Genomic DNA, 25,886 nt, shown 5'->3' with positions numbered 1-25,886 from the left:
AGGGAAAACGATGCCTAGTATTACAAATCAAATCTTGCGCGGCGCTAAATGGACAAGTATTTCGACAGCGTGTATTACGGTCATTCAAGTCGTTCAATTCGCCTTGCTCGGGCGGGTCATGTCACTGGCTGAATTCGGCCTTGTCGGCATGATCACAACGGTGGTGGTGTTTGCCCAAATTGCGCTTGATATGGGCTTTGGCGCCGCGCTCATTCAAAAAGATCATGTAACTGAAAAACAGATGTCTTCCCTGTACTGGCTGAATATCATAACGGGACTTGCGCTGTTTGCGCTTCTGTTTTTCAGCAGTCCGCTCATTGCCGATTTTTATCGGCGGGAGGAGCTTGCCTATTTGATCCGCGTGCTGGCCGTCATGTTTTTAATCGCACCGATCGGCCAGCAATATCAGTATATGCTGCAAAAAGCGCTGGCGTTTAACACGTTAAGCAAGATTGAAATCTTTTCAAATGTGCTGTCCTTCGTTTATTTGGCGGCTGCGGTTTTTTATACCGATCCGATTCTCGCGTATGTGATTTCTCAGGTGCTGCTGCAATCGTCAAAAGGTCTTCTGTACTGGATATCCTGCAGAAAAACATGGAGGCCGGCGTTTGTTTTTGATCTGAAGGGGATGAAAGGTTTCTTTTCTTTCGGGGCCTTTCAGCTGTCTTCCCGGCTTGTGAACCGGCTCGGGGCGAATATTGATATGATTCTGATCGGCAGTTTTATCGGCGCGGAGGCGCTCGGCATTTACAATTTGGCCTATCAGATCGTCACGCTTCCGGTATTAAAGATTAATCCGATCATTACAAGAGTGGCATTTCCCGTCTTTGCGAAAAACAAGCATGAAAACAGCGTCATCAGAGAAGGATTTCTCAATATGACCAAAATGCTCGCGCTGATTTCTTTTCCGCTTTTGCTCGGTTTGGTTTCAGTATCGGATGCATTCGTGGCTTCGGTTTTCGGAGAAAAATGGCTTACGGCTGTCCCAGTCTTAAACGTTCTCGCCATCGTCGGGATTTTAAGGGTCCTGATGAACCCGAACGGATCAGTGCTGCTGGCAAAAGGGCGGGCTGATCTGGCGTTTTATTGGGATGCCGGGGTGATGCTGCTGTATGGTGCGTCTTTATACGCCGCCGTGCTGTCCGGCAGCCTCTTGACTGTAGCCTGGACGTACGCTTTCATCAGCATCCTGAATTTCCTGATCGGGCGCTGGCTGTTGGCATATGTCATTAAACTGCGTCTGTCGGCTTATTTCAAAGCCGTGGCCAAACCGTTTCTGCTTACGGCGGCAATGGGTGTCATCGCTTTTACAGCCAGCTTCGGCACCGAGCGGATCAGCCTTGATGTAAAGCTGCGTCTGGCGATCTCAGTAGCCTGCGGCGCATTGTGCTATTTATTCCTGTTAGGAAAAGCTTATCCGCATATGAAAAGTAAATTAAGAAAAGGGCGTTTGCTATGAAGGTATTGTGGATGACAAGTGTATATCCGAGCAGTGAAAAGCCGGGAGAAGGCGTTTTTCATGAGACGCAGGCACAAGAACTGAGAAAGCTCGGCGCGGAGATGACCGTCATTTGTCCGCGGCCGAAGCTCGCTGCGCCATTCCGGATGCTGAAAAAGACATATCGGCAAAAGGATATAAGGCCTGCGCATGAATGGCGGAAAGGCGTGTCCGTCCACCGGCCGTTTTATCGGGCGGTTCCCGGGCAGCTGAAATGGGCGCAGCCGCATAAAAGAATGGCGGCATCGGTTCTTTCCGCGATCAAAAAGCACGGCCTGAAGCCCGATCTGATTCACGCGCATTTCGCCATGCCGTCAGGAGGAGCGGCCGCCATTGTCTCAAAGGCCTTGGGAATTCCGTATGTTCTGACATTGCATGGCAGTGATGTCAATGTCTATCCGCATTACAGCAAAAGCGCTCATCGCGCATTTACACTTGCGGTCCGGGAGGCTGCTGATATTTATGCCGTCAGCGGCAGTCTGCGGGAACAAATGAAAAAGCTCAGCGAAGCGGATTGCAGCGTGCTCCCGATCGGCATCACGATTGACGCCTTCCAAAAAAGGAATGAGACGAAAGAAGCCATCAGAAAACGGCTAGGTCTTCCTTCTGATAAAAAGCTGATCGTGTTTATCGGCAGGCTTGTCAAAGAAAAAGGTGTTTTCGACTTATCAAAAGCCGTTCAGTCATTGGACCAAAGATTTGAAGCCGTATTTGTCGGTGACGGACCCGCCAAATCCTCATTGCGGGAAGCCGCTCACATCGTAACGGGGCAAGTGCCGAATGACAAGATACAGGATTATCTGCTGGCGTCGGATATCATGGCGCTGCCGTCCTACAGTGAAGGTATGCCGACTGTGGTCATTGAGGCGCTCGCTCTGAAGGTGCCGGTGATTTGCACCGATGTCGGGGGTGTCGCTTCATTATTCGGTAAATACCGGCGTTTGCTGATCAGACCGGGTTCACCCGAAACGCTGGCGGAATCCATTCGGCAATATGATGAAGGAGCGGCTTGGACGCCGCAAACTGCCGATGAACTTTATCAAACCGTCCGCACGTATTTTGACGCAAGCCAAAACGCGAAAGCGCTGAAAGAGAAATACCGGACCGTAATGAACCGGGCCGGGCAAGAGGAGAACCTTTCGAAAGAGGGATGAAGCTGTGAAAAAAATCGCTGTATTAGGAACAGGGTATGTAGGTCTTGTATCTGGAACTTGTTTTGCGGAAATCGGCAATCATGTGACTTGCTGCGACATCAATGAAGCGAAAATCAGAAGCTTGCAAAACGGAGTCATCCCGATATATGAACCGGGGCTTGAGGAATTAGCTGAAAAAAATGTCAGTGCCGGGCGTTTATCCTTTACGGCTGAAATTGAGTCGGCTGTGAAAGCCGCTGATATCATCTATATCGCCGTCGGGACGCCGATGTCAAATACGGGTGAAGCCGATCTGACCTATATTAAGGCAGCGGCGCAGACAATCGGAGAACAGCTGAACGGATACAAAATCATTGTCAACAAAAGCACCGTTCCGGTCGGGACGGGGAAGCTCGTTTACCAAATCGTCAGCGAAGCGTCGAAGGGAAACCATCCGTTTGATGTCGTGTCAAATCCTGAATTCCTCCGCGAAGGCTCGGCAGTGCGGGATACGATGGAAATGGAGCGGGCGGTCATCGGCGCCACAAGCGAACATGCCGCTTCGGTTATTGAAGAGCTTCATAAGCCGTTCCGTACAAAAATCGTAAAGACCAATCTTGAAAGCGCGGAAATGATTAAGTATGCCGCAAATGCTTTTTTAGCCGCAAAAATATCCTTTATTAACGATATCGCCAATATTTGCGAACGTGTCGGGGCGGACATTTCTCACGTGTCAGAAGGCGTCGGCCTAGACAGCCGCATCGGGAATAAATTTCTGCAGGCGGGTATTGGGTTCGGAGGCTCCTGCTTTCCGAAAGATACAACCGCTTTATTGCATATCGCAAACGCCGCAGGCTATCCGTTTCAAATGATGGAAGCAGTCATTGAAACCAATCAAAAGCAGCGGCTACGCATTACGGAAAAATTGAACCGCGTCATCGGTCCGGTAAAGGGGAAAACCGTGGCCGTACTGGGGCTGGCTTTTAAACCGCACACAAATGACGTCCGCTCCGCCCCGGCTCTTGATATCATCTCAAGTCTTAAAGAGCAGGGCGCTCACGTGAAAGCGTATGATCCGATCGCGATTCCCGAAGCGTCTGCTGTATTAGGAGACGGCGGCATTGAATATCACACAGAGCTGTACAGTGCCATCGAAAACGCGGACGCATGCCTGATTACAACTGATTGGCCGGAAGTCAAGGAGATGGATCTTCAGAGGGCGAAGCAGCTGCTCAAACGGCCGGTCATCATTGACGGCAGAAATATATTCCCGCTGGAATATATGAGGGTTTCAGGATTCACTTATCATTCCGTCGGACGTCCCGCGGTTCATGCCGACCGGCAAATAAAAGAATTGGCAAGATAGAAAAAGATTTGTTTTCAGGCTCTCGGCAGCCCGGCTCGGCTGCCGGTTTTGGAAAGGGGTTTGCCATGTGAGTATCAAACGTTCAGCGGCACATGTTCTAGTGCTGCTTGCCGCTGTCATTACAGGAGTATTCATCATGCTGGAGGCGGTCAGAGCGGATGCCGGTTTTGGAAAATTCACCGTGCTGCTGCTTGCCGCCATGATCGGTATTGCCGGACTTGCTTTGATATCCGCCTTTACAACAAACGGCCGGATGTTTATGGGGCTCATTTATATACTGATCGCGTGTACATTTCTGAATCAGGCCTTCTTTGCCATCCATCTCGGTTTTTTCAGCTTATTTATATACCGGCTGTTATTAATCGGGGCGGGCGCCCTTCACATCGCCGGCATCCTGACAAACCGGCATCATATTGACAGATGGAATCGGGTGAATGTAAAAGGGGTTCTGATGTTTTTCGCCTTATGGTTTACATACGGTCTCATATCGCTATTGTGGGCAAAATCCGTGACGTACGGGATTAAATATTTAGCTTTAATGGCGATGGGCATGTTTTTGATTTATCTCGTCGTCATGTTTATTCAGCGCCTTGATCAGCTGATGGTTTTTTACGGCATATGGCTTGTGATGACCATTTTTGTGATGGCGATCGGCTTTTACAATCATTTTACACATCACCATCTGCCGAGCTCCACGCTTTATAACGGGCCGCAGTACAAACAGCATTATCCGACGTCCGTTTTCTTTAATCAAAATGATTTCGCGACGTTTTTATGCATCAGTTTCTTTCTGTACGCGGCGGCGGTGAAAAATATGAAAAACGGTTATGTGAAGGCCGTCAGCCTGCTCTTTGCGATCTGCGCTTTGTATTTAATCATTTTGACCGGTTCGCGCGCGAGTTTGCTGGGCATATGCGCGGGGGCGGCTGTATACGTCTTCATCCTGCTGCCTTCCCTGCTGAAAAAACTCGCGCTGTACGCTGCGGGGGCGGGTGCTGCGCTCTTTGCGCTTTTATTTGCGGGCCGTATCACCAATGCCTTCTTGAATCTCTTTTCAGCTCCGCAGGCGATGCCGGGACAGCACCCGCTTCCATCGAACCTCGCGCGGGCGAATCTTTTAAAGAACGCCTTTCACTACGTGATTGATTCCTGGGGGTTCGGAGTGGGTGCGGGAAACGTCTCGTACTATTTAAAAGCTGAGCCCGTGTATGATACGGGCGGCGTAGCTGAAGTGCACAACTGGCTCGTCGAGATTATGGCTAACTTCGGCGTGCTTACGATGCTCGGCTATCTGACAGTCTACTTGTTCCTTTTTTGGACACTTTATAAATGGCATGAAAGAAAAACGGAAAATCAGTCAAGACTGATCACAGAAGGACTTATCACGGCGATGGCCGGTTTTTTGGTAAGCAGCATCAGCCCAAGCTCCGTATCAAATTTATTTTTTCACTGGGTATTTCTCTCACTCGTGATTGCGGCGGTCAATATTCTGAGGCGTTTACAAAAGGAGCCTGCCGTTACGGCGTACTATGAAAAACAGGGAGATGCGAGATGAAGGATATGTTGACAAGATTAACCCGGCGTATCAAAAAGAATATCATTTGGATCATTGCGCTGCCCGTTGTCCTAGGGGCGGCCGGTTATCTATTGCCGTCAAAAATCACCGGAACCAGCAGTTTCACATCGGCAGCCGCGATCGCCGCGGGAAATTATGATCATCCGCTTTATAACAACACAAAAGAAATTCCGCTCCTTTTGACGAGCGATACTTTTTTAAAGCAGGCTCTGCCTGAAAAAACAGACGAAGAAAGAACAGCCGTAAAAAGTAAACTGACTGTCGAAACACAGTCAGATTCATTGATCACGGTCAGTTACAGCGACCAAGACAAACAGGAGGCCGAATCGGTGTTTCAGGCTGTCATAAAGACTTTTCTGAAGAATGATCAGGAGCTGTTTGAAAAACGGGCAAAAGTGGTTCGTCAGAGTATTGACGCGCTTCAGGGAGAAACCGTCAGCGCGGATGCCAAAGTGGATAAGGAAAGATTTTTATACGAATTGAAAAACACACAGCTGAACCTGAAAGCTGCCGGCGTCATTAATTCAGAGCCGGTGAGTGAAACGGCGGGACAGGGCATGCCGCCGAAAAAGAAAGCGGTTCTGGGCGTTTTGATCGGCATTGCAGTTGCATTTATGTTCATTGTCATTCCTGAGTTTTTTAGAGAGTCCTTTTAAAAATCTGCGATGGAGATGTGACCATGACAAACTGGAAACCTTTCGTATCTGTCATTACACCGTCTTATAATGCAAGTGAATATATCGAAGACACGATTCAATCCGTTTTACACCAAAGCCACCCGCATTGGGAGATGATTATCGCGGATGATTGTTCAACGGACGGAACGAGAGATATTTTACGGCAATATGAACAAAAGGATGAGCGGATCCGCGTCGTTTATTTAGACAAAAACCGGGGAGCCGCGGCTGCCAGAAATACAGCCCTCGAGCATGCCAAGGGGCGTTATGTCGCATTTTTGGACAGCGATGACAGATGGAAAAAGGAAAAGCTTCAAAAACAGCTGGCGTTTATGTCAGAGCGGTCCTGTGCATTTTCATTCACGGGCTACAGCGTCATGGAGCAGGACGGAACGCCGACGGACAAAACGATTCAAGCGCCTGAAAGCCTGTCCTATGATGAAGCTTTAAAAAACACGATTATCGGATGTTTAACGGTCATGATTGACAGAGAACAGACGGGGCAGATTCAAATGCCTGATATCAGAACGCGGCAGGATTTGGCGACATGGCTGTCCCTTCTGAAAAGGGGATTTACAGCTTACGGCCTGAATGAGTGCCTTTCAGAATACAGGCTTGTGCAGAATTCAATTTCAAGCAACAAGTGGAAAGCCGCCAAAAAAACATGGTTTGTTTATAGAGAAATTGAGCGCCTGCACTTTATCAAGGCTTCGTGGTGTTTTATGCAATATGCGAAAAACGCGGTCATGAAAAGACTGTAGGCGTTAGAGGAGCTGGGTGATGAAGGTGGAACCGATTATTCACGTAATCGTCGGAGCGGCGGAATGGGGTCATGACCGGCTGAGATACAGACGGCACCGGCTGGCTGAATTTCTCGCCAGGCAAAAAGAAACGAAAAGCGTCATTTGGGTATGTCCGTCCCCGCGCGCAAATGACGGGCAAATGACTGGGATTGCCGAGGGAATCCGGCAGTTCGCAGTAAAGGATCTCCTGAAGCAGAAAGCTTTCCGCTTCGGCAGGTATACAGATTTTTGCTACAGGAATAAGCTTTCACCATTGCTGAACGTGCTGAAGGAAGAAAGAGAAGGGGCCCGCTGCTGCTTATGGTACACCTTCCCCGGTTTTCCGCTTCTGTCAGAACTGTTTCCTTGGGATGAAGTGATTTACGATTGCAGTGATCTGTGGGCGGCTCCGATCAGCGGACGTGCCGGTGTGCTGTCAAATATCAGAAGAAATATCATAAAACAGGCGGAAATGAGAATCATTCAGCGTGCCGATTCCATTACGTGCACATCTGACTGTCTTCATCAGGAGGTCGGAAAAAAGCTGGAGAACCCGCGCCAGAAGGTCTTCACCATTGAAAACGGAGTGGAATATGACCTGTTTTCACAGGAAAATAAACACCCGGATGAAGACATTTTACAGGGAAGAAATGGGCCGGTTCTCGGTTTTATCGGCGGCATCAAACCGAAGCTCGATTTCGCGCTTTTAGCGGAAACGGCAGATTTACGGCCGGATTGGACGATTTTATTGGTAGGTCCGAACACGGCTGAGGATGAGCCGGATTTCAAGTCGCTTCTGAAGCGGCCGAATGTCATCTGGTCGGGACCTGCTGCGCCGAATGAAGTGCCGTCCTATATGCAGCTCGTCGACATCGGCATTATGCCTTATAAAAATTCGCCTTATAATGACGCGGTATTTCCGCTCAAGCTTTTTGAATTTTTAGCTGCCGGCAAACCGGTTGTCGGCTGCAACCTTGCTTCTACGGCCAAAATCAAAAGGCCTTATGTTTATGAATACGTTGAAGGCAGCGACCCCGCAGATTTCATCGCAGCCTGTGAATCGCTCTTGGCAGCGGATCGCGGCGGATCTTACGAGGCATTGCGCCGTGAATTGGCCCGAAGACGGGATTGGAATGTTTTATTCGGCCATATGCTCGAATGCACGGGAATCATGAAAAATGCGCACTCCCATTAAAAGGGAAAGCGCATTTTTTGATTTGCGTGTTTCTTTTTGATGATGCTTGTTATAATAACTAGTAAGAATTATAATGGAAGGAACGGTTCAATATCAGAAAAGACTTCATATAATTCCAAAGGAGACTTCTTTATGCTTGACGAACGCATGTTTCGCATAGTTGTTGCGTTTTTTGTCTCTCTGCTAACGGTTTTAATCCTAACTCCTATCGTAAAAAAAATTGCGATCAAAATAGGTGCAGTTGACCAGCCCAGCAACCGAAAAGTACATGATAAAATAATGCCCCGTATGGGCGGATTGGCCATTTTTATCGGCGTAGCGGCGGGTGTGCTCGCGGCCGGCATATATAATGAAACGAAGATGACCGCCATCACGGTGGGCGCGTTTATTATTGTTATTTTAGGAATTCTTGATGATAAATACCAATTAAGCGCAAAGGTAAAGTTTTTCGTCCAGTTAGCCGTAGCCATTATGATTGTGAGCACGGGACTGAAAATGGACTTTTTCTCCGTGCCGTTTTTAACGGAACGTTTAGAATTGGGATGGGTCGCTTACCCGCTGACTGTGTTATGGATCGTCGGTATCACGAACGCGATGAACCTGATTGACGGTTTGGACGGTCTCGCTGCCGGTCTGTCGGTCATCGGACTGTCCACCATCGCAGTAATGGCGTTATCCGGAGGCAAAATCCTTATCCTGTCACTTTCTCTCGTTGTGATAGGAAGCACACTCGGATTTTTATTTTATAATTTTCACCCGGCAAAAATATTTATGGGAGATACCGGATCGCTCTTTCTCGGATACGTCATTTCAGTACTCTCATTATTAGGTCTTTATAAAAGCGTGACTTTATTCAGTATCATCATTCCGATCATTATTTTGGGCGTGCCGATTTTTGATACGACGTTCGCTGTCATCAGACGGATACTAAACAAACAGCCGATTTCAGCGCCTGATAAGTCACATATACACCACCGGCTGATGGCCTTCGGGCTTTCACACCGCACGGCTGTCATCATCATTTATTTAATCGGCTTTATTTTCAGCATCAGTGCCATCCTGCTGAAAAGCGCGACCATATGGCTTTCGCTGTTTATTATTTTTGTATTGATTGTATTTATGCAAATCATAGCAGAGGTCACAGGGTTAGTAAATGAACAATTTAAACCATTTACCAAGTTTTACAAGAGATTGGTAAAGAAGAATTAAAAAGAGCAGATCATGCAAATGGTCTGCTTTTTCTTTGATTCTGCTATTCTCTTAATTATATAGAAAAACCCGATCCTTCTCAAAGGATCGGGTTTTCTGTTAATAGCCTGTTGTGCCGCTTGAATTTGTGTTGCCGGGCTGTGTGCTGTCCGTTCCGTTTGCACCCGCAGTACCGTTGGTTGAATCGGTCGTGCCGCCGGTCCCTGTGCCGCCGGAATTCGAATCAGTGGTGCCGTCTGTTCCTGTGCCGCCGGAAGTTGAATCCGTCGTACCGTCTGCTCCTGTGCCGCCGGAAGTTGAATCCGTCGTACCGTCTGTTCCGGTGCTGTCAGAAGCAGGATCGGCCGCAGTGCTGCTTCCGGCCGGATAATCTAAATGCTTCTGCAAGGTTTGCCGTACTTTTTCGAGATTGGCGGGGTCCGGTTGGAAATAATACGTTCCGCCCGTAGACGCGGTTCCGCCTCCGCCTAAATATAAATCTGTTCCTGTTATGGTCAGTGTATCAATCTTTTTGCTGGTAAAGCCGCTGTAAATCTGCTGAAGGGCGAGTCCTTCAGTGATGCGGATATTCGTTTGTACGTTATTGCTCGCTGTTTCAGCGATTTTATCGATCTTAGCAATATTTCCAGCCTTAGACATTTGGTCGATCAGTGCGTTTAGGATCTGCTTTTGGCGGTCATTACGGCCGAAGTCTCCGCGCTTATCCTGCTTTCTCATCCGCGCGTAAGCCAGAGCCTGTTCACCGTTCAAATGCATGTTTCCTTTCTTGAAGTAGATCCGTTTCTTTTTACTGACGTCACTCATCTCGTCGAAATCAAATGGCACCTTTACATTGACTCCGCCGACTTCATCAATAACATCCTTAAAACCGTTAAAATCGACAGTGACATACTTATCAATCGGTATGCCTAATAAGTCTTCTACAGTTGAGACGGTTTCATCCGCTCCGCCTTTAGCAAAAGCCGCATTGATTTTTGACTTTTTACCGGTTGTATCGCCGGCAAGCGTCACCCGCGTATCACGCGGAATACTCAGCATTTTCATTGTTTTATTTCTCGGATCAAGGGTAACAACAATAAGAGAATCTGATCGTCCGCCTTTTCCGCTTGTGGCATAATTTTCGATCCCCATAAACAAAATGGAGAACGGTTTTTTCTTCATATCGATGACTTCATCCCGCAGTTTTGATTTATCTCCGCGGGAAAGGGCATCATATGCATTATCTGCCGCATTGATCGTTTTGTATACTTTGTACCCGCCAAACCCGGCAGCAACTAACAAAACGAGGGTAAGCAGCAGCAAAATCCGTTTGAAAATAATCTTTCGTTTGTTTTTCTTTTTCTTTCGAACACGTACTCTTACACGTTCAGCCATTACATTAGTCTCCTTTAGGGCTGACGTCTGTTTCTAAATACGTCAGTTCTCCCTCTGTATTAATACTTTTGCCGTTCGTCAGCTCTGTCATCCATTTTATAAACGCTTCTTTGTCTTTTTCTTCAACGTATGTTTCAAATTCGACATGATCCGCATAATGGATCTCCTTCAGTAAAAAAACTGATTCTCTCAGTTCATTCTCTATCTTGCCGAGCCACGTATAATCTGCCGATGTATGCATAATCCGCATCAGCTTCCGTTCCGTAACTCCTATATGATTTAACCCCTCAGAAACTGACTTCCCGTATGCGCGAATCAATCCGCCTGCTCCGAGCTTTATTCCGCCGAAATACCGGGTAACCACCGCGCAGGTATCTTTCAGGCCGCGTTTTTTCAGCACTTCCAGCATGGGTACGCCGGCTGTGCCGCTTGGTTCACCGTCATCATTCGCCTTTTGTATCTGATCCGTTTCTCCGATCAGATAAGCTGAGCAGTTATGAGTCGCATTCCAGTGCTGTTTTTTGATCTTTTGTATAAATTCCTGCGCTTCCGATTCAGAAGCGGCACGGCTCAGGTGGCAGATAAAACGTGATTTTTCGATCACAATCTCATGTTCACCTGTTTCTTTAACAGTTAAATAGCTGTGCAGCATGATTGCTGGACCCTCCTGACAAGCATTAAAAGACTTGTTTCTACAAATTCGAACAGACTTTAGAATTTTTGCGCATATTTTGGTATTATGAAAGAGTAAGATACTATATAAAAATGTTTTTTTCTAGAATATACGCATTCTTTCATTATAATTCGACACAAATTGCAGTTCAATTACATTTATAATAAAAATACATAACAACACCGTTACGGAGGGAGACTGATGAATAAATCGAAGATGGACTCCAAAGTTTTGGATTCTATACTTATGAAAATGCTGAAAACCGTGGACGGGAGTAAGGACGAGGTTTTTCAAATCGGAGAGCAGTCGCGCCAGCAATATGAGCAGCTGGTCGAAGAACTCAAACAGATCAAACAGCAGGTGTACGAAGTCATTGAGCTGGGCGACAAACTCGAAGTACATACCCGGCATGCAAGAAACCGCTTGTCGGAAGTAAGCAGAAATTTCCATAAGTTCAGCGAAGAAGAAATTCGCAACGCCTATGAAAAGGCGCACAAACTTCAAGTGGAACTGACGATGATCCAGCAGCGTGAAAAGCAGCTGCGGGAGCGCAGAGATGATTTAGAACGCCGGCTTTTGGGGCTTCAGGAAATCATTGAACGGTCAGAATCATTGGTCAGCCAAATAACCGTCGTTCTGAATTACCTGAATCAAGACCTTCGCCAAGTAGGGCTTCTGCTTGCCGATGCGCAGGCTAAACAAGATTTCGGTTTAAGAATTATCGAAGCCCAGGAGGAAGAAAGAAAAAGAGTTTCCAGAGAAATTCATGACGGTCCGGCTCAAATGCTGGCAAATGTTATGATGAGATCGGAATTGATAGAACGGATCTTCCGCGACCGCGGCACGGAGGACGGCTTTCAGGAAATCAGAAATCTTCGCCAGAATGTGCGGAATGCTCTTTACGAAGTCAGAAGGATTATATATGATTTAAGACCGATGGCATTGGACGATCTCGGGCTGATTCCGACACTGAGAAAATATCTTTATACAACTGAAGAATACAACGGAAAGGTGAAAATACATTTTCAGTGCATCGGAGACACGGAGAACAAAAGGCTTGCCCCGCAATTTGAAGTGGCGCTTTTCCGTCTCGCTCAGGAAGCCGTCACAAATGCGCTGAAGCATTCAGAATCAGAGGAAATTACAGTAAAAGTGGAAGTAACTGCTGATTTTGTGGTTCTTATTATTAAGGACAACGGAAAAGGCTTTGATATCAAGGAAGCTAAACAAAAGAAAAACAAGTCATTCGGCTTGCTGGGAATGAAAGAAAGAGTAGATCTGCTCGAAGGAACGATAACGATAGACTCTAAACTAGGTCTTGGGACATTTATCATGATTAAGGTTCCTTTATCTCTCGGCCTATAATTTGTTAAATAGAGCCAAAAGACATATTGACCGAACAGCGGCGTATATAGAACAATAGGATAAGGAGGCGTAGCGTGTGACTAAAGTAAATATTGTTATTATCGACGACCATCAACTATTCCGTGAGGGTGTAAAAAGAATATTGGATTTTGAACCTACCTTTGAAGTGGTAGCAGAAGGTGACGATGGAGATGAAGCGGCTCGTATCGTCGAGCATTATCATCCCGATGTCGTCATAATGGATATCAATATGCCGAATGTAAATGGAGTAGAGGCTACTAAGCAGCTTGTTGAGCTGTACCCTGAATCTAAGGTAATTATCCTCTCCATCCATGATGATGAAAACTATGTGACTCATGCTTTAAAAACAGGTGCAAGAGGCTATCTCCTGAAAGAGATGGACGCGGATACTTTAATCGAGGCAGTGAAAGTGGTAGCCGAGGGCGGTTCTTACCTTCACCCGAAAGTAACCCACAATCTTGTCAACGAATTCCGCCGTCTTGCGACAAGCGGAGTTTCTGCTCACCCTCAGCATGAGGTTTATCCGGAAATTCGGAGACCATTACATATATTAACGAGACGGGAATGTGAAGTGCTGCAAATGCTTGCAGACGGAAAAAGCAACCGCGGAATCGGTGAATCATTGTTTATCAGTGAGAAAACAGTGAAAAACCACGTGAGTAATATTTTGCAGAAAATGAACGTTAATGACCGGACACAAGCTGTTGTCGTAGCCATTAAAAACGGCTGGGTAGAGATGCGTTAGTCTGTGTGAGAAGACTTGCCTATTATGGCAAGTCTTTTTTTACGGCTACATATCTATTAAAATACGTATTAAGTACTTAATAAGGCAGGTAAAGTGATGAATATTGCAGTTGTAACAGACAGTACAGCATATATTCCGATAGAGATGAGAGAAGAACATCATATTCATATGATCCCTCTTCAAGTGGTTTTCGGTGAAAAAACATTCCGAGAAGAAACAGAACTCGACTGGAGAAGCTTTTATAAAGAAGTGAAAAATCATGATGAGCTGCCGACTACGTCCCAGCCTTCTTTCGGTGAATTAATCGCATTGTACGAAGAGCTGGGCAAAACATATGATGCAGTCATAAGCATACATTTGTCCAGCGGAATCAGCGGAACTTATAACAGCGCCGCTTCGGCAAACGCTATGGTTGATCATATTAAAGTTTATCCTTTTGATTCAGAAATCAGCTGTTTAGCGCAAGGTTTTTATGCATTAAAAGCTGCACAGCTTATTAAAGACGGAGTTGACTCTCCGGAAGAGATTATAAAAGAGCTGGAAGAAATGAAAAAAACAGTCCGTGCTTATTTTATGGTGGACGATTTATCACATCTGCAGCGGGGCGGGCGTCTAAGCAGTGCTCAGGCTTTTATCGGCGGTCTGTTAAAGGTAAAGCCTATTCTTCATTTTGACAATAAGCTAATTGTTCCTTTTGAGAAGATTCGGACACGCAAAAAAGCGATTTCTAGAATTTTGGAGCTGTTTGCCGAGGATGCAAGTAAAGGAATCCCGATGCGGGCCGCTGTCATTCATGCAAACAGGGAAGAAGAAGCTGCTGAAATTATTCAAGAATTAAGCGGTAAATATCCTCATGTCGAATTCTATAACAGCTATTTCGGAGCTGTGATCGGAACCCATTTGGGCGAAGGCGCCATCGGAATCGGCTGGTGTTTTAAAAACTAAGTGCAAATCTCCGTTTTCAAGGGCGGAGATTTTTTATTTTCTTATTTTCGTAATTCGACAAAAAGTTTCCCGGCAGGCATACTTTGAGCAGAAAGGAGGCTGAGAGATGTCCGGAGGTGCTTCAGAATTTTCGAAGGTGCGGGATTTCTTTTACGGCAGGCATTTATTGAGATCTGAGATTCCGTTTTCTGATCAGTGCATCAAGCGTTTTATAGAAAAAGAATATATAACGGCCGAGCCGTCAGTCATCCGCCGGAAAAACCGTTATGTCTGCCGCCGATGCGGCCAGTCTGACCAAGCCCGCTTTGCGGTATTTTGGGCGCCCTCTGCCAAAAGACATATTACCTATTGCCGTTCCTGTGTCGTAATGGGAAGGGCTGATGAACTGACGTCATTATACTCTTGGAATCTAGCGGCTGAAAACAGCTGGGAGCCTATCAAGCTTTCTTGGGAAGGAACACTGACAGACGGACAGAAGCAGGCGGCGGAAGCGCTTATAGAAGCGATAAAAGAGAAACAAGAGCTGCTGGTATGGGCGGTTTGCGGATCAGGGAAAACAGAGATGCTGTTTCCGGGTATAGAGTTTGCGCTGAATCACGGCTTGCGCGTCTGTGTCGCGACTCCGCGTACAGATGTCGTACTTGAACTGCTGCCGAGACTGAAAAAAGCATTTGAGAAAGTCGAAGTTTCTGCTTTGTACGGCGGCAGTGAGGACAAAGGCAGCTTGACTCCGCTAATGATCTCAACCGCTCACCAGCTGATGCGCTATCGAGATATTTTTGATGTAATGATAATAGATGAAGTAGATGCTTTTCCTTTTTCAGCTGATGAGACATTAAGATTTGCGGTTGATAAAGCCAGAAAGAAAAACAGCGCCCTAGTTTATGTAACGGCAACTCCTTCAGACACATTAAAAAAGAGGGCTGAGGCCGGTTTGCTGAAAAGCGTTCGCATACCGGCCAGATATCATCGGAAACCGCTCCCGGAGCCGCGTTTTTTGTGGTGCGGCAATTGGAAGAAGAAGCTTGAGAAAGGAAAACTGCCGCGTTCTGTAACGGATTGGGTCCGGCAAAAACTTCAATCACGACTGCCGGTTTTCTTATTCGTTCCGTCTGTACATATATTAAGAAAGACAACGGATTATTTTCAGAAATTAAACATCCGTGCAGAAGGCGTGCATGCGGAAGACACATGCAGAAAGGATAAAGTGAAACGGTTCAGAGAGGGACGGTTTGACCTGCTGGTAACGACTACGATTTTAGAAAGAGGGGTTACCGTACCTAAAGTCCAGACTTGTGTCCTCGGCGCAGAAGCACCTATCTTTACTGAGAGCGCACTCGTACAGATTGCAGGCAGAACGGGCAGGCATTATAAACATTTCAGCGGTGATGTCGTCATGTTTCATTTCGGAATGACAAACGGTATGAAGAAAGCAAAAAAACATATAGAATATATGAACAAATTGGCACAAAAAAATAAATTGTTGGACTAGTTAATTTCAGAAAACGTGATACAGTATACTCATACTTTTCCTATGAGGAGCTGTCAACATGCTTGTCAATTCTAAAGAAATCGTATTAAAGGAACTTCTCGACCGCTATATACCTCAGCTTCATATGAAATGCACATGCCGGGTATGCAAAAATGATGTACTGGCACTTTCATTAAACCGGGCTGAACCGGCATATGTTACTGATAAAAAGAAAGTTGCTTACGCAAAAGCAGAGATGGTTGATAAACAGAAAAATACGGCGCTGCTTGTCATTCTTGCTGAATCAGCGGCGATTGTTTCGGTTAATCCCAGCGAGTTCTGTGAGACTCGGGAAGGAGCGTAATTTCTCTGAATTGTTTATTGTGTGACTCACCAATTTCAAGATCACTGACTTGGAGTTCTCTATTTTCTCTGGCGCCGGAGCAAGAGGTATGCAGCGCATGCAGCAATCAATTTGAAAAAATCGAAGGCCCCGTGTGCAGTTTATGCGGAAGGCCTCAGCAGTCAAACAAAAAATGCGCTGACTGCATGGCGCGGGAATCAAAAACGGAACAGCGCTTTTTGTTGCGGCAGAACCGTTCGGTTTTTTTGTATAATGATGCAATGAAGGACTCATTGGCCCGGTTTAAATTCAGGGGTGATACGAAAATCATTCAAACATTTGAACGTGATTTTACTGCCGGCTTTAAAGCGGCATATCCGGCAAATACACATATCCTCGTCCCTATTCCGCTGAGCCCCGAACGGCTGGCGGAGCGCGGATTTAATCAATCCGAGCTGCTGGCCTCGCTGCTCGGAATGCCCGTCATTTCCCCCCTCATCCGACTGAACAATGAAAAACAATCCAAAAAGAGCAAAACAGAAAGGCTCTCCGCAGAAAAAAAGTTTTCAGCTGCCGAAAACTCCGCCGAAGGTATGAACGTCATTTTAATAGACGATATTTATACGACGGGCGCCACACTGCATCAAGCTGCCGGAGCTCTGCTGACAGCAGGCAAAGCGTTATCGGTCTCCTCTTTTACTTTAATCAGGAGCTAAATCATTCTTTTATCCTGCCGATATAATTGATAGAAATATAAGGCAGATAAAAGAAGGAATAGGAGTTAATACGATGGGTGAATTGGCGAATTGTCCAAAATGCAATGCTTTATTTTTTAAAACGAACCTGCAGACCGTATGTCAGGCATGTATTAAAGAAGAAGAAAAAGCATTTGAAACCGTCTATAAATTTTTAAGAAAGCAAGTCAACAGACAGTCGACGATGCAGCAGATTACTGAGGAAACAGGTGTTGAAGAAGAGCTGATCCTCAAGTTTATCAAACAAAAAAGGATTCAGATCAGCCAGCTTCCGAATTTGGCATACCCTTGTGAAAGGTGCGGAAATCCGATCAGGACGGGGAAATTTTGCAAGTCCTGTCAGACCGATATTGAGTCGCAATTAGACCATATGAATCAAAAAACAGCTGCTGAATTCAAAGAGAAAAATAGTTCAAATGACACATACTATGCCTATAATACCAAAAACACCTGATTCCCTAAACTAACTGATAACGCAGTCGATAAAAGAATTAGACTGCGAACAGAAAGCGAGAGGAATCCTATGAAAATCAATCAGTACGGAACACAATCCGTTAATCCATACCAAAAAAATTACGAAAAGCAAGCCGTACAAAAAGAGGCTGCAAAGCCGAAAGACAAAGTGGAAATTTCTTCTCATGCAAAAGAGCTTCAAAATGCGTCAGATGCGGTCACTAAAACACGTCAGGAAAAAATCGCTCAGCTGAAAGCGGATATAGAGAGCGGAACATATAAAATAGATTCAAACAGCATCGCTGAAAAAATAGTGAATTTCTATAAAAAGCAATAAAAAGGAGAAAGCCAATGTCAGCAAAGCCAATTATTGATCAACTGAAGCGACTTTGCGCACTGCATGAACATCTGCTCACGCTGTCTGAGGAGAAAACGGAAGCGCTGAAAGCAGGTAAAACAAAAGAGCTTTCCAACATATTGACTAAAGAGCAAAAGTATATTCAGGCAATCGGGCAGACTGAAGAAGAACGAATCAAGCTGACTTCTCAGTTTCTCAGCGGCAGTGAGGACAACACAATTGCTGCATGCATCTCCAGAACTTCAGGCAGCGAAAAACAGGAGCTTGAAGGGTTATTTCACTCTTTGTCTGCGCTTCTTGACCGTCTGAAAGAAGTGAACGAGATGAACAAACAGCTCACGATTCAGGCTTTGCAATTCATCTCCGGGGCATTCGATATGATAATGCCGGGTGAAAAAGAGAATATGAATTATAAAGAGCCGCAAACGGCACGCCAGCCTGTCAGCCGTTTGACATTATTCGATTCAAAAGCTTAGAACGGAGGATTTTCAATGCCATCGACTTTTATGGGGCTCGAAACAGCAAGGCGTGCACTGAGTGCGCAGCAGACTGCATTGAGCACCGTTTCAAATAACGTTGCAAATGCAAATACAGAAGGATATACAAGGCAGCGAGTCACGTTACAATCGACGAGTCCTTATCCCGCTGTATCAAAAAACAGTGATCTGACAGCCGGCCAAATCGGAACAGGTGTTAAAGCCGGTTCAGTGGAGCGCGTCAGAGACAGTTTTTTAGACTATCAGTACAGAACTGAAAATACAAAATTAGGCTACTATACAGCCCGTTCCAATTCATTATCGCAAATGGAAGGCGTCATGAAAGAGCTTGACGATAACGGTTTAAACGGATCGCTCAGTTCGTTTTGGAATGCCCTTCAGGATCTGGCGACGAATCCGGAAAATACGGGAGCGCGCTCAGTCTTGCAGGAGCAGGGGAAATCTCTTGCTGAAAGTTTTAACTATATATCTACCTCGTTGACTAACATTCAGGGTGATATTAAAAAGAATCTGGATAACACAGCGGACCAGGTCAATTCAATTCTCAATCAGCTGAATGACCTTAATACTCAAATAGCGGCAGTTGAACCGAGCGGTATGCTCCCTAATGATTTATATGACCAAAGAGACAGATTGATTGATCAATTATCTTCTATGGCAAATATAAAAGTTTCATATAATAAGTCGGGCGGGCATTCCTTGGCGACTGCTGAGGGCACGGTTAACGTGGAATTGCTGAACGGAAACAACAATTCTCTCGGAACGCTGCTGGATGGTAATACAAAAACCGTTTCAGAAATGAAAATCAACTACGACAAGGACAGCGGCCTTGTGTCGAGTGTGTCAATCGGCAGCAGCGAGGTCAATGCGGATGCATTTACCGGAAAAGGCTCACTTTTAGGTCTTATTGAGTCATACGGCTATATGTCGAATGGAGAAGAAAAAGGCCTCTACCCTGAAATGCTGACGGCTCTTGACAATATGGCGCTATCCTTTGCTGACGCGTTTAACGCAGTTCACGAAAAAGGAAAGACCTATACAGGCGAACAGGGCGCGGCATTTTTTGATTTCAGCGGTGATGAAGCGGTGCCGGCAAAAGGTGCGGCAGCGAAAATAAAAGTCAGTGACAAAATCCTCGCGTCTACTGACAATATCGCAGCGTCGTTAAACGGAGAAAAAAGTGACGGCACAAACGCGACTAACCTGGCAGCCGTGCAGAACAGCAAGCTGACTATTAACGGTGAAACCACTACAATTAATGACTTTTATGAATCCCTTATCGGCAAGCTGGGCGTTAATTCACAAAAAGCGGCCAATCTTATGAACAACTCTGAAAGCAACACTCTTTCAGCCGATCAAAGGAGACAATCAGTCAGCGCCGTGTCTTTAGATGAAGAAATGACAAATATGATTCAGTTTCAACACGCTTATAATGCCGCTGCGCGAATCATAACGATGCAGGATGAAATATTCGATAAAATTATTAACGGTATGGGCACCGGAGGAAGATAGGAGATAAGTAAATGAGAGTAACTCAAGGGATGATCGCAAAAAATTCTCTTCGATTTATCGGCTCAAGTTATGACAAGCTCGATCGGCTTCAGCAGCAAGTGTCTACGGGGAAAAAAATCACGAAAGCTTCTGATGACCCGGTCGTTGCAATGAAGGGAATGCAGTACCGTACTCAGCTTGCGCAGGTAAACCAATATCAGCGGAATGTTTCGCAAGGTTTTACATGGCTGGAAAACTCGGAATCAAGCGTAAACTCAGAAACCGATATTATGGGGAAAATCCGGGACTTGATGGTTCAGGCCAAAAGTGATTCGAACGGTGAAACGGAATTAAAAGCAATCGGTACAGAAATCGGCCAGCTGAAAAAGCAGCTCGTTTCTGTCGCGAATACTCAGGTGAACGGGCGTTACCTGTTTAACGGAACCAATTCAGACGTCCCGCCGATTACTGAAAATGCTGACGGTACATATACGTACAACTATGAAAATTACACTAGTGCTTCGGATGTTAACATCAACATCTCGAACGGGGCAGTGCTGAAAGTGAATTCTGACCCGAATTCAGCTTTCGGGGGCGTCGCTCAAAATGGGGATAATGTATTTGAATTTCTCAACTCCTTAGAAGCTTCTTTAAGCAAAGGTACGCTTTCCGAAGCAGATTCAAAACAGATTCTGTCAGATATCGACGGTTTTACTGACAAAATGAATGCTGAAAAATCCAATATCGGTGCACGTACAAACCGTTTGGAACTCATTCAGACAAGGCTGGAATCACAAGCTGCTACCGCTGAAAAAGTATTGTCAGATAATGAAGATGTAGAAATGGAAGATGTGATTGTTGATTATTTATCTCAGCAGACGGTTCATAAAGCTGCGCTGTCAGTAAATGCGAATATTATTCAGCCGTCACTGATCGACTTTCTGAAATAATATAACTGACCGTCTTCAATATATAAAAAAAGCGACTCACAACAGGGAGATCGCTTTTTTTACTAGAACATTCTAAAGAGGAGGGATTTCTATGCAGATGCCGAGATTGATTATTGACAGTGTGCCTGCTAAAATCGGTATTACCTTTCAGAAGGAAGAAATCGAAATGGAACAGCCGCCCGCTGACCTGGAAATTGAGCAGCCGCCGGCAGAGCTGAACATTGAAAGCACGCCGGCCAAACTGACGATTGATCAGACGAGGGCTTGGGAGAACTTGAATCTCAAATCATTTGAAAAGCTGAACGCGGAAGCCGCCCAGAAAGGCGCGGAAGCATGCAGTGAGTTTATTGCAAAAACAGTCAGAGAAGGGAAGGAAATGGCGGCTATCGAAAAGAAAACCGGCAATGTGATGGCCCGGCAGGCAGCGGATGTCAGCCCGCCCGAGCCATTCGGCGAATTCAGCGACTTTCTCCCTGCACAGTTTCTCGTCGACATTGACTGCATTCCTTCAAAGCTGACGATTGATATTGAAGCCCGCAAACCTTCAATTGAAGCAGCCGCCCATAAACCGGTATGGAATTACACGCCGGGAAAAGTTCAGATTGATATGATGCAAGACCCTAAGGTGACGATTTCGGTTGACGACGGTAACACAGAATAAAAGATGAAAGTGGTAAAGGATTGTGAAGCATGATTATTAAAACAAAATATCATGGAGAAATCAGAATAGACGAAGGGCAGATCATCTCATTTGAAAACGGCCTGCCGGGATTTAATGACGAGACTCAATTTGTTGTTCTTCCTTTGTCGGAAGATTCACCGTTTTTGGCGCTGCAATCTGTCAAACAGGAGCACATCGCCTTTATTGTCGCCAGCCCGTTTATTTTCTTTAAAGGGTACGAATTTGACATTGACCATGCGACGCTTGAGCTTTTGCATATTGAAGATATAGAGGACGTCGAAGTGATGGCGATTTTAACGCTGGAAGAGCCTTTTGAAAACACGACCGCCAATTTAAAAGCGCCGATTATCGTCAATAAAAAGGAAATGAAGGCGAAACAAATCATTTTACATGATGCTTCCTATGAAACAAAACATCTGATAGGAGGAGGATCATGCTAGTTCTCTCAAGAAAAGTGAATGAGTCAATTCAGATCGGACCCGATATTGAAATAAAGGTGATTGCCATCGAAGGAGAGCAAGTGAAGCTGGGAATTGAAGCGCCTCAGCATGTGGATATTCACCGGAAAGAAATATACTTGTCGATCCTGGAAGAGAACAACAGAGCCGTATCTTTTAATACCGATTTATTACTTAATTTATCCTCACAAAAAAAGTGAGGATTTTTTTATTTTCATATAAACAATAGAAGCGGCCGTCCGATATATATAGTGTAGCCAATGAGAGGAAAAATTTTCTTCAGAATGACGCTGCGAAAAATGCACAAGGACGTGCGAAAAACAATTCAGGGAGGAAATACAAAATGAGAATCAACCACAATATCGCGGCTCTTAACACTAGCCGTCAGCTGAATGCAGGTTCAAACGCTGCTTCTAAAAACATGGAAAAATTATCTTCAGGTCTTCGCATCAACCGCGCTGGTGATGACGCTGCGGGTCTTGCGATCTCTGAAAAAATGCGTTCTCAAATCCGCGGTTTAGACATGGCGTCTAAAAACGCTCAAGACGGAATCTCTCTTATCCAAACATCTGAGGGTGCATTGAACGAAACTCACAGCATTCTTCAGCGTATGAGCGAGCTTGCTACACAAGCGGCTAACGATACAAACACAGATTCTGACCGTTCTGAGCTTCAAAAAGAGATGGACCAATTAGCGTCTGAAGTAACAAGAATCTCTACTGACACTGAGTTCAACACGAAAAAACTTCTTGACGGAACTGCAAAAGACCTTACGTTCCAAATCGGAGCTAACGAAGGCCAAACAATGAGCCTGTCTATCAATAAAATGGACTCTGAAAGCCTGAAAGTTGGTACGACTTATACAGCAAATACTGACGGGTCTAAGCTTGTAACTGCAGACGGAAAAGAAGCAACTCTCGTAACTGATGGTTCTAAAGGACCGAATGGCTACTATGACACTGATGATAAACTAGTTTATCAAGCTGACAGCGCATTGGCTGCAGATACAAAAGTAACCAAAGGTATCGACATCTCATCTTCTGCTAAAGCTGCGTCTTCAGCTCTTACAACAATCAAAACAGCTATCGACACAGTATCTAGCGAGCGCGCTAAACTTGGTGCGGTTCAAAACCGTTTAGAGCACACAATCAACAACCTTGGTACTTCTTCTGAGAACCTGACTTCTGCTGAATCACGTATCCGTGACGTAGACATGGCTTCTGAGATGATGGAGTACACGAAAAACAACATTCTTACTCAGGCTTCTCAAGCAATGCTTGCGCAAGCTAACCAACAGCCTCAGCAAGTTCTTCAATTGCTTAAAGGTTAATGACGGAAAGATCCTGGCTCTCCAGGGTCTTTTTTTATTTCCTCCGCTTTTTCCCTCATCATGCCAAGGAAACCCTATTGACAAAATGAAACATTATAATTTCAGTTAAAATATTGAAAACCTTTTAATATGACCGATATAAGAATAAGATCATACATTTATGGAGCTGCGATATGATAAACAGTCGGAAACTCACTGTTGTCATAGAGCCGTCTACGACTAAACGCTGAAAAGGAGAGGGTACATATGGTCACAAGAATCACAGGCCTTAATTCCGGTCTTGATGTAGATTCTCTGGTGAAAAAACTGATGGATGCCGAAAAGCAGCCGCTTAATAAATTGAACCAGCAAAAGCAGACGCTTGAATGGAAGCGCGATGCTTATCGGGAAATGAATACCCAGATTACCGACATGTATTCCACTACATTTAATAATATGCTGATGTCCACAAACTGGAATAAAAAAACAGTAACAAGTTCGGATTCCAGTGTCAGCGCGGTGGCCGTCAGTGCTGAGCAAAATATTTCAACAAGCATGTCCGTTCAGCAGCTGGCCACGCCGACGACGTATAAATCCTCAGGCGCCATCAATTTTACATCAGGCCAGAGCCAAACATTGAAATTCAATGTCACAAATCCGGGTGACACGAAGCCGACTGAGGTAAACGTCACGATCGCCGCGACTGATACGATTGATGATGTGATTTCCAAACTGAACAGCTCGGGCCTCGGGATGACGGCTTTAAGAGAGAAAATTTCCAATGGCACGGATTATGCGGACACGATTGCGTTCACTTCCAATAAAACGGGGGAAGGGTTTACCCTTGCCGCAGGTGATGACGCAACCAAAAGCTTTCTGAAAGATCAGCTCGGTTTTGCCGTTGATGATACAACGAATGAACTTACGGCCAATGCCGAAGGGAAAAACGCGAAGTTTACGTTCAACGGCCTTGAAATGACCAAAACGTCAAATAACTTTACGATCAACGGCATTAAATATACGCTGAACAGCGTGACGGATAGCAATAAAACGGTTACGATTAACAGCACGACTGATACGGACGGCATCTTTAACAACATTAAAGATTTTGTTGATAAATATAACACGTTAATTAAAAACGTAAACGCGAAGGTGACGGAATCAAAATACCGGGATTATACGCCGTTAACTGATGATCAAAGAGAAGCGATGACTGATAAGCAGGTTGAGCAGTGGGAGGCTAAAGCCAAAAGCGGTTTATTACGGAGCGACAGCACGCTGCAGAACGGTTTGGCGGAGATGCGGATTGATCTGTACTCAACGGTTACGATTGACGGGAAAAAATATCAGCTCGCGGATTTCGGAATTGAAACGTCTGATAACTACGCCGATCAAGGAAAGCTTGTCATTAAAGACGAAGCGAAACTGAAGCAGAAAATTACCGAGAATCCGTCTCTCGTGGCTAAGCTGTTTAATGCGGACAGCCCTGATACAGCGAAAACCAAAAACCCGGAAGAGCAGGGGATTGCCCGGAGATTAAAAGACACATTAAACAAAATGCAGACTCAAATTTCAAAACAAGCGGGCACGGAAAGCTCGGTATCAACCAGCTTTGCCATCGGAAAAAGCCTGAACGAAGTAGAAACAAATATTACTAATATGAAAACGAAGCTGGATGACATCGAAACGAGATATTATAAAAAGTTCAGCGCGTTGGATACGGCATTGGAGAAATTGAACAGCCAATCTTCATATCTCACGTCAATGTTAGGATCTTCAACATCATAATCTTGGAGGTTTCACAAAAATGGCAATAAATAATCCTTTTGCTGCTTATCAGCAGACATCCGTCTTTACAGCCGCTCCGGAAGAGCTGACCCTTATGCTTTATAACGGCTGCCTGCGATTTATTAAGCTGGCCAGGCAGGCGATGAAGCAAAACAACCCTGAAGCCAAAAATGAAAATATCGTAAAGGCGCAAAACATCATTCAAGAGCTCAGCATCACGTTAAACCGGGAGATTGAGATTTCTGAGCAGATGTCATCAATCTATGATTACATCCGCCGCCGCCTGATCGAAGCGAACGTGCAGAATAACGAAGGATTTTTAGATGAAGCGGAAAAGCTCGTTACTGAATTTCGCGATACGTGGAAGCAGGCCATGCAGAGCGAACGGAAAAACAGCCATGGCACAGGCGGCCTTGCCTGATGAACAGCAATGTCTTTTCCTTGTATAACGAAACGAAGAACATGTACACCGAACTGAAGGATGCTCCGGAAAGCGACGGTCTCATCAGCAGCGTTACGGCATTTACGGAGAAAAGGGAAGAGATGCTTGCGGGCATAAAACCGCCTTTTTCCGAAGAAGAACAAACGCTGCTTCAGCAGGTGACCGCGCTTGACCGCCTGATTACCGGAGAAGTGAAACGGATCCAGGACGGCATCCGAAATGAAATAAAAACGCTCAAGAAAAAACGGGTGTACCATAATACGTATTTTAATCCGTATCATCAAACGACAAGTGACGGCCGTTATTACGACAAACGCAAATAGGTGAGTG

General features: G+C 45.4%; 28 protein-coding genes. 26 read left to right on the top strand and 2 right to left on the bottom strand.

The features are described from left to right. Positions 1–10: 10 nt before the first annotated feature. The 8 genes from tuaB (at position 11) to MHH91_RS18010 (ending at position 9,436) form a co-directional block, all read left to right on the top strand. Positions 11–1,459 carry a teichuronic acid biosynthesis protein TuaB gene (gene tuaB / locus MHH91_RS18045; protein WP_013353797.1) on the top strand — a complete coding sequence of 483 codons (1,449 nt, stop codon included), beginning with the start codon at positions 11–13 and terminating at the stop codon, positions 1,457–1,459. Beyond that, positions 1,456–2,652, top strand: coding sequence for a teichuronic acid biosynthesis protein TuaC (gene tuaC, locus MHH91_RS18040; RefSeq protein WP_013353796.1), 1,197 nt, complete (start codon positions 1,456–1,458; stop codon positions 2,650–2,652). Before tuaB ends, tuaC begins: the two co-directional genes overlap by 4 nt. Positions 2,653–2,656: 4 nt before the next feature. Further along, entirely contained in the window at positions 2,657–3,997 is a 1,341-nt protein-coding gene (gene tuaD, locus MHH91_RS18035; protein ID WP_013353795.1) for a UDP-glucose 6-dehydrogenase TuaD, read from the top strand. 67 nt (positions 3,998–4,064) lie between these two features. Then, positions 4,065–5,552, top strand: coding sequence for a teichuronic acid biosynthesis protein TuaE (gene tuaE / locus MHH91_RS18030; protein ID WP_013353794.1), 1,488 nt, complete (start codon positions 4,065–4,067; stop codon positions 5,550–5,552). After that, positions 5,549–6,229, top strand: a complete 681-nt coding sequence (gene tuaF, locus MHH91_RS18025) for a teichuronic acid biosynthesis protein TuaF (RefSeq protein ID WP_013353793.1) — start codon at positions 5,549–5,551, stop codon at positions 6,227–6,229. The genes tuaE and tuaF overlap by 4 nt, the downstream gene beginning before the upstream one ends. A 23-nt stretch (positions 6,230–6,252) precedes the next feature. Beyond that, positions 6,253–7,011, top strand: a complete 759-nt coding sequence (tuaG, locus tag MHH91_RS18020) for a teichuronic acid biosynthesis protein TuaG (RefSeq protein WP_013353792.1) — start codon at positions 6,253–6,255, stop codon at positions 7,009–7,011. Positions 7,012–7,030: 19 nt separating this feature from the next. Next, a complete protein-coding gene (tuaH, locus tag MHH91_RS18015) occupies positions 7,031–8,227 on the top strand; it encodes a teichuronic acid biosynthesis protein TuaH (RefSeq protein ID WP_013353791.1) in 1,197 nt (398 codons plus the stop codon). A gap of 132 nt (positions 8,228–8,359) precedes the next feature. Next, positions 8,360–9,436, top strand: coding sequence for a glycosyltransferase family 4 protein (locus MHH91_RS18010; protein WP_013353790.1), 1,077 nt, complete (start codon positions 8,360–8,362; stop codon positions 9,434–9,436). A gap of 99 nt (positions 9,437–9,535) precedes the next feature. On the opposite strand, the gene MHH91_RS18005 is transcribed toward MHH91_RS18010, so the two are convergent. Then, a complete protein-coding gene (locus tag MHH91_RS18005) occupies positions 9,536–10,810 on the bottom strand; it encodes an LCP family protein (RefSeq protein WP_013353789.1) in 1,275 nt (424 codons plus the stop codon). A gap of 4 nt (positions 10,811–10,814) precedes the next feature. Then, positions 10,815–11,462 carry a YigZ family protein gene (locus MHH91_RS18000; protein ID WP_013353788.1) on the bottom strand — a complete coding sequence of 216 codons (648 nt, stop codon included), beginning with the start codon at positions 11,460–11,462 and terminating at the stop codon, positions 10,815–10,817. A 222-nt stretch (positions 11,463–11,684) separates the two neighbouring features. Between MHH91_RS18000 and degS the strand changes: the two genes are divergently transcribed. From degS to MHH91_RS17905, 18 genes are all read left to right on the top strand, one after another. Beyond that, positions 11,685–12,848 carry a two-component sensor histidine kinase DegS gene (gene degS / locus MHH91_RS17995; protein WP_013353787.1) on the top strand — a complete coding sequence of 388 codons (1,164 nt, stop codon included), beginning with the start codon at positions 11,685–11,687 and terminating at the stop codon, positions 12,846–12,848. A 76-nt stretch (positions 12,849–12,924) separates the two neighbouring features. After that, positions 12,925–13,614, top strand: coding sequence for a two-component system response regulator DegU (degU, locus tag MHH91_RS17990; protein WP_003219701.1), 690 nt, complete (start codon positions 12,925–12,927; stop codon positions 13,612–13,614). A gap of 96 nt (positions 13,615–13,710) precedes the next feature. Continuing rightward, entirely contained in the window at positions 13,711–14,559 is an 849-nt protein-coding gene (locus tag MHH91_RS17985) for a DegV family protein (protein ID WP_013353786.1), read from the top strand. Between the two features lie 106 nt (positions 14,560–14,665). Further along, a complete protein-coding gene (locus tag MHH91_RS17980) occupies positions 14,666–16,051 on the top strand; it encodes a DEAD/DEAH box helicase (protein ID WP_013353785.1) in 1,386 nt (461 codons plus the stop codon). 58 nt (positions 16,052–16,109) lie between these two features. Next, complete coding sequence (locus MHH91_RS17975) at positions 16,110–16,394, top strand: late competence development ComFB family protein (protein ID WP_013353784.1); 285 nt, start codon at positions 16,110–16,112, stop codon at positions 16,392–16,394. 5 nt (positions 16,395–16,399) lie between these two features. Beyond that, positions 16,400–17,089: a ComF family protein gene (locus tag MHH91_RS20860; protein WP_198315882.1), complete on the top strand. Its 690-nt coding sequence runs from the start codon at positions 16,400–16,402 to the stop codon at positions 17,087–17,089. Positions 17,090–17,162: 73 nt separating this feature from the next. Beyond that, positions 17,163–17,582 carry a TIGR03826 family flagellar region protein gene (locus MHH91_RS17960; RefSeq protein WP_013353782.1) on the top strand — a complete coding sequence of 140 codons (420 nt, stop codon included), beginning with the start codon at positions 17,163–17,165 and terminating at the stop codon, positions 17,580–17,582. Between the two features lie 69 nt (positions 17,583–17,651). Then, positions 17,652–17,918 (top strand): flagellar biosynthesis anti-sigma factor FlgM, encoded by a 267-nt coding sequence (flgM, locus tag MHH91_RS17955; RefSeq protein WP_013353781.1) that lies wholly within the window; start codon positions 17,652–17,654, stop codon positions 17,916–17,918. A gap of 14 nt (positions 17,919–17,932) precedes the next feature. Further along, a complete protein-coding gene (locus MHH91_RS17950) occupies positions 17,933–18,415 on the top strand; it encodes a flagellar protein FlgN (protein WP_013353780.1) in 483 nt (160 codons plus the stop codon). A gap of 15 nt (positions 18,416–18,430) precedes the next feature. Further along, positions 18,431–19,948 carry a flagellar hook-associated protein FlgK gene (gene flgK / locus MHH91_RS17945; RefSeq protein WP_014471092.1) on the top strand — a complete coding sequence of 506 codons (1,518 nt, stop codon included), beginning with the start codon at positions 18,431–18,433 and terminating at the stop codon, positions 19,946–19,948. 11 nt (positions 19,949–19,959) lie between these two features. Beyond that, on the top strand, positions 19,960–20,877 hold the full coding sequence (gene flgL, locus MHH91_RS17940; protein WP_013353778.1) for a flagellar hook-associated protein FlgL: 918 nt from the start codon (positions 19,960–19,962) through the stop codon (positions 20,875–20,877). 91 nt (positions 20,878–20,968) lie between these two features. Continuing rightward, entirely contained in the window at positions 20,969–21,538 is a 570-nt protein-coding gene (locus tag MHH91_RS17935; protein WP_014471091.1) for a DUF6470 family protein, read from the top strand. 29 nt (positions 21,539–21,567) lie between these two features. Continuing rightward, on the top strand, positions 21,568–21,999 hold the full coding sequence (gene fliW / locus MHH91_RS17930) for a flagellar assembly protein FliW (protein ID WP_007407475.1): 432 nt from the start codon (positions 21,568–21,570) through the stop codon (positions 21,997–21,999). Beyond that, positions 21,993–22,217, top strand: coding sequence for a carbon storage regulator CsrA (gene csrA, locus MHH91_RS17925; RefSeq protein WP_003151402.1), 225 nt, complete (start codon positions 21,993–21,995; stop codon positions 22,215–22,217). The genes fliW and csrA overlap by 7 nt, the downstream gene beginning before the upstream one ends. 143 nt (positions 22,218–22,360) lie before the next feature. Continuing rightward, entirely contained in the window at positions 22,361–23,347 is a 987-nt protein-coding gene (locus MHH91_RS17920) for a flagellin N-terminal helical domain-containing protein (protein ID WP_014471090.1), read from the top strand. A 246-nt stretch (positions 23,348–23,593) separates the two neighbouring features. Further along, entirely contained in the window at positions 23,594–25,114 is a 1,521-nt protein-coding gene (locus MHH91_RS17915; RefSeq protein ID WP_014471089.1) for a flagellar hook-associated protein 2, read from the top strand. A 19-nt stretch (positions 25,115–25,133) separates the two neighbouring features. Further along, a complete protein-coding gene (gene fliS, locus MHH91_RS17910; protein WP_013353774.1) occupies positions 25,134–25,535 on the top strand; it encodes a flagellar export chaperone FliS in 402 nt (133 codons plus the stop codon). Then, positions 25,535–25,879 (top strand): flagellar protein FliT, encoded by a 345-nt coding sequence (locus MHH91_RS17905; RefSeq protein WP_013353773.1) that lies wholly within the window; start codon positions 25,535–25,537, stop codon positions 25,877–25,879. Before fliS ends, MHH91_RS17905 begins: the two co-directional genes overlap by 1 nt. Positions 25,880–25,886: the final 7 nt, after the last annotated feature.

It is taken from the genome of Bacillus sp. FSL K6-2819, from assembly GCF_038008305.1.
In the GTDB taxonomy this organism is placed as follows: domain Bacteria; phylum Bacillota; class Bacilli; order Bacillales; family Bacillaceae; genus Bacillus; species Bacillus amyloliquefaciens.
Note: the sequence above shows the minus strand (reverse complement) of the source record. Positions and strands in the feature narration are given on the sequence as shown.